The organism is Allobosea sp. CER48, from assembly GCF_044752385.1.
Taxonomy (GTDB): domain Bacteria; phylum Pseudomonadota; class Alphaproteobacteria; order Rhizobiales; family Beijerinckiaceae; genus Allobosea.
The window spans coordinates 1-3,919 of the sequence record NZ_JBIWYK010000307.1 but is presented as its reverse complement, the minus strand read 5'-3'; the positions used below and the strand labels follow the sequence as shown (position 1 = coordinate 3,919).

General features: G+C 65.3%; 4 protein-coding genes. 3 read left to right on the top strand and 1 reads right to left on the bottom strand.

All coding sequences use genetic code 11. From position 1 onward, the window contains the following. Nucleotides 1-50: 50 nt before the first annotated feature. Entirely contained in the window at nt 51-938 is an 888-nt protein-coding gene (locus ACIPIA_RS11820) for a branched-chain amino acid aminotransferase (protein ID WP_400509704.1), read from the bottom strand. Between the two features lie 185 nt (nt 939-1,123). Here ACIPIA_RS11820 and ACIPIA_RS11815 point away from each other — a divergent pair, with 185 nt between their 5' ends. From ACIPIA_RS11815 to ACIPIA_RS11805, 3 genes are all read left to right on the top strand, one after another. Then, the gene (locus ACIPIA_RS11815) at nt 1,124-1,627 is read left to right on the top strand and encodes a MarR family winged helix-turn-helix transcriptional regulator (protein ID WP_400509702.1); all 504 of its coding nucleotides are present in this window, start codon (nt 1,124-1,126) and stop codon (nt 1,625-1,627) included. A gap of 85 nt (nt 1,628-1,712) precedes the next feature. After that, nucleotides 1,713-2,456, top strand: coding sequence for a response regulator (locus ACIPIA_RS11810; protein ID WP_400509700.1), 744 nt, complete (start codon nt 1,713-1,715; stop codon nt 2,454-2,456). A gap of 83 nt (nt 2,457-2,539) precedes the next feature. After that, nucleotides 2,540-3,910 carry an ATP-binding protein gene (locus ACIPIA_RS11805; RefSeq protein WP_400509706.1) on the top strand — a complete coding sequence of 457 codons (1,371 nt, stop codon included), beginning with the start codon at nt 2,540-2,542 and terminating at the stop codon, nt 3,908-3,910. Nucleotides 3,911-3,919 lie beyond the last annotated feature (9 nt).

Here is a 3,919-nt window from a genome sequence, read left to right as displayed (position 1 = left end):
TCACCGACATCCGAAAGGTCCGGGACAGGCCCGGGCCTGACGCTGGTGTCTCAGGCCGCCTTCGACTGCGGGCGCACCGCGGCCGAATAATCTTCCATGATCACCTTGCCCATGTTGCCGGTGATGAAGTTGTACGGGCCGATCTCGGAGACGAGCGTCACCTCGGCAGCGGAGCCGGTGATGAAGCACTCGTTGAAGCCCTCGAGCTCCTCCGGACGGATGCGCCGCTCGACCACCTCGAACCCGCGCTGCTTGCACAGATCGATCACCGACTGGCGGGTGATGCCGTTCAGGAAGCGGTCGGCCTGCGGAGTGTGGACCACCCCGTCCTTGATGAAGAAGATGTTGGCGCCGGTGCATTCGGCGACATTGCCTTCCCAGTCGAGCATCATCGCATCGGCGTAGCCGGCACGCTCGGCCTTATGCTTCGACAGCGAGCAGATCATGTAGAGACCCGCCGCCTTGGCATGGACCGGGGCGCAGGCCGGGTCGGGCCGGCGATAATCGGCGACGTCGAGGCGCACGCCCTTCAGCTTCTGCGCCATGTCGAACATGCTCGGCCACTCCCACACCGCGATCGCCGTGTGGATCTTGTTGTTCATGCCGGAGACCGCCATCATCTCGGAGCCACGCCAGGCGACCGGGCGCAGATAGGCGTCCTTCAAACCGTTTTCCTTCAGGCAGAGATACTTCGCATCGTCGAGCTCCGCGACCGAATAGGGGATCGTGAAATCCATGATTTCGGCCGACTTGTGGAAGCGCTGGGAATGCTCGGCACATTTGTAGATGACGCCGTCATAGGCGCGCTCGCCCTCGAACACGCAGGAGCCGTAGTGCAGTCCGTGGGTCAGTACGTGAATCTTGGCGTCCTTCCACGGCACGAGCTTGCCGTCGAACCAGATGACGCCGTCGCGCTGGTCGAAAGGAATGACTGACATGGGACCTTCTCCTGGGTGCTTGTTGTTCCCGAACTCCGGCATAGCCAATTTGGGAACGCAAGCTTGGGTCTAAAGCTGCGCTGCGACGAAACGCTTTGAAATAATCGTTCGCTCAGCGCCCTTGACCGGTAATCTTCCGTCTGAGATATGTCAATAACGCTGACCCAAATTTTTGGAAGCACATTTTGTCACTGTCCGAACCCCGCCCCGACGACGCCCCCCTGAAGCCTTCGTCCGAGGCCGTTCCTCACGACCTGATCGAGCTGCTGTTCTTCGCCTATCGCGATTTCGTCGGCGATCCCGATCGCATCCTCGCCGACTACGGCTTCGGCCGGGCGCATCACCGCGTCCTCCACTTCGTCCAGCGGTGCCCCGGGCTGACCATCGCCGAGCTGCTCGACATCCTCCAGATCACCAAGCAGAGCCTCAACCGCGTGCTCAAGGAACTGGTCGAGAAAGGCTATATCGAGCAGCGCACCGGCCGTCAGGACAAGCGCCAGCGCCATCTTCACACGACTGCGGCCGGCCAGGACCTTGCCCTGCGGCTCGTGCGCCTCCAGGCCAAGCGCATCAACCGGGCGCTCGACGGCGTCGGCCCCGAAGCTGCTGCAATCGCCGCGCAATACCTGTCCGCCCTGATCGACAATGCGGAACGGCCGAAGGTCGAGCGTCTGCTCGCAAAGCCCTGACGGCGACCTGCTGCGCGCATTGTGCTATGGGACCCGGGTCCACTGGCCGCTCCTGTCAGGCGAGCACGAGGAGGAACGCGCAAGCATGATCGTCAGCGAGACCGTAGCAAAACCGGCCCGCAAGCCGCTGCCCGACGAGGCTCCTCATATCCTCGTCGTCGATGACGACCGCCGCCTGCGCGACCTGCTTGCCCGCTTCCTTGGCGACAATGGCTACCGGGTCACGACGGCGGCCAATGCTGCCGAGGCCGATACGCGTCTCGGCAACCTCGTCTTCGATGCGATCGTGCTCGACGTGATGATGCCCGGCGAGAACGGCTTCGACTTCGCCCGCCGCTTCCGCGGTGGCTCCGCCGTGCCGATCCTGATGCTCACGGCCCGCGCGGACGGCAAGGACCGCATCAACGGGCTCGAGATCGGCGTGGACGATTATCTCGCCAAACCGTTCGAGCCGCGCGAGCTGCTCCTGCGCCTCGGCAACGTCCTGAAGCGTACCGTCGTGGTCGAGGCCGCCCAGTCTGGAACGCGTCCCGACTTCGTCCGCTTCGGACCCTTCATCTACGGATTGACCCGGGGCGAGTTGCGCAAGGGCGACGAGACCATCCGACTGACCGAGCGCGAGCGCGAAATCCTGACCGCGCTCGCCGAGCGCGCCGGCGAGGTCGTGTCGCGCGAGGAACTCGCCGCACAGGGTTCGGCCGCGAACGACCGCACGGTCGACGTGCAGATGAACCGGCTGCGCCGCAAGATCGAGCGCGACCAGACCGATCCGCTCTATCTCCAGACCGTGCGTGGCGTCGGCTACAGGCTCGTGACGGACAGGACGTGACCCCGCTTCAACACGGCAGGAAGGGGCAATCGGCGCTGCGCTCGGCCGTGGCCTTGCTGCGCCCTGTCCTCGCCTGGTTCGAAATGGCCTGCAGCCAGATCGGCAAGTTCCTGCGCCCGGCGCTCAGGAGTATCGGCCGGCCCCTGCAGGTCGTCGCGCGCTACATGCCGAAGGGGCTCTATCCGCGCGCCCTCGTCATCGTCATCGCGCCGGTGGTGCTGCTCCAGTCGGTCATCGCCTATGTCTTCATGGAGCGGCACTGGCAAACGGTGACGCAGCGGCTGTCCTCGGCCGTCTCGGCCGATATCGCCATGCTGATCGACGTCTATGAGAGCTATCCGCAGGATGCCGACACCACGACGCTGTCGCGCATCGCGGCCGAGCGGCTCGGCATGGACCTCGACATCATTCCCGATTCCGACCTGCCGGCACCAGGACCGCGCCCCTTCTTCTCCCTGCTCGACAGCGCGCTTTCGACCGAGCTCAGCCAGCAGGTCGCCCGCCCGTTCTGGCTCGATACCGTCGGCCGCTCGAGCCTGATCGAGATCCGCATCAAGCTCGGCAAGGACGTGATGCGAATCCTGACCCGGCGCAACTCGGCCTATGCCTCGAACAGCCATATCTTCCTGCTCTGGATGATCGGCACCTCGCTGATCCTTCTGACCATCGCGGTGCTCTTCCTGCGCAACCAGATCCGCCCCATCCTGAAACTGGCCGATGCAGCGGAAGCCTTCGGCAAGGGGCGCGACGCCGATTTCCGGCCGCGCGGCGCTCGCGAGGTCCGCCGCGCCGGCAATGCCTTCATCGAGATGAAGCGGCGCGTCGAGCGCTCGATCGGCGAGCGCACGACGATGCTGAACGGCGTCAGCCATGACCTGCGCACCATCTTGACCCGCTTCCGGCTCTCGCTCGCCCTGATGGAGCGCACCTCCGAGATCGAGGCGCTCGAGAAGGACGTCGACGAGATGAGCCGCATGCTGGAGGATTATCTCGCCTTCGCGCGCGGCGACGCCGGCGAGACCGCGGTCGAGACCGATATCCGCGCCCTGCTGGAAGACCTCAAGTCGGACGCCGAACGCCAGGGCCACCAGACCGGGCTCGAAGTGGTGGGCGACCCGCTGGTGGTGATCCGACCGGACGCCTTCCGCCGCCTGCTGACCAACCTCGTTTCCAATGCAGCACGCTACGGCGACCGCATCGCCATCCGCGCCACACACGATGCGCGCTACCTCATCGTGATGGTCGATGACGACGGCCCCGGCATCCCTCCGGACCAGCGCGAGGAGGTCTTCCGCCCCTTCTTCCGCCTCGACGAAGCCCGCAATGTCGATGGCGGCGGCACCGGCCTCGGTCTCGCCATCGCCCGCGATATCGCCCGCGCCCATGGCGGCGACATCATCCTGAGCGACTCGCCGCTGGGAGGCCTGCGCGCCACGGTGCGCCTGCCTGTCTGAAGCCACGGG

Excerpts from the sequence above, each read along its gene's own strand:
- ACIPIA_RS11805 (WP_400509706.1), top strand. The coding sequence starts at position 2,540 with ATGGCCTGCAGCCAGATCGGCAAGTTCCTGCGCCCGGCGCTCAGGAGT.
- ACIPIA_RS11820 (WP_400509704.1), bottom strand. The coding sequence starts at position 938 with ATGTCAGTCATTCCTTTCGACCAGCGCGACGGCGTCATCTGGTTCGAC.
- ACIPIA_RS11810 (WP_400509700.1), top strand. The coding sequence starts at position 1,713 with ATGATCGTCAGCGAGACCGTAGCAAAACCGGCCCGCAAGCCGCTGCCC.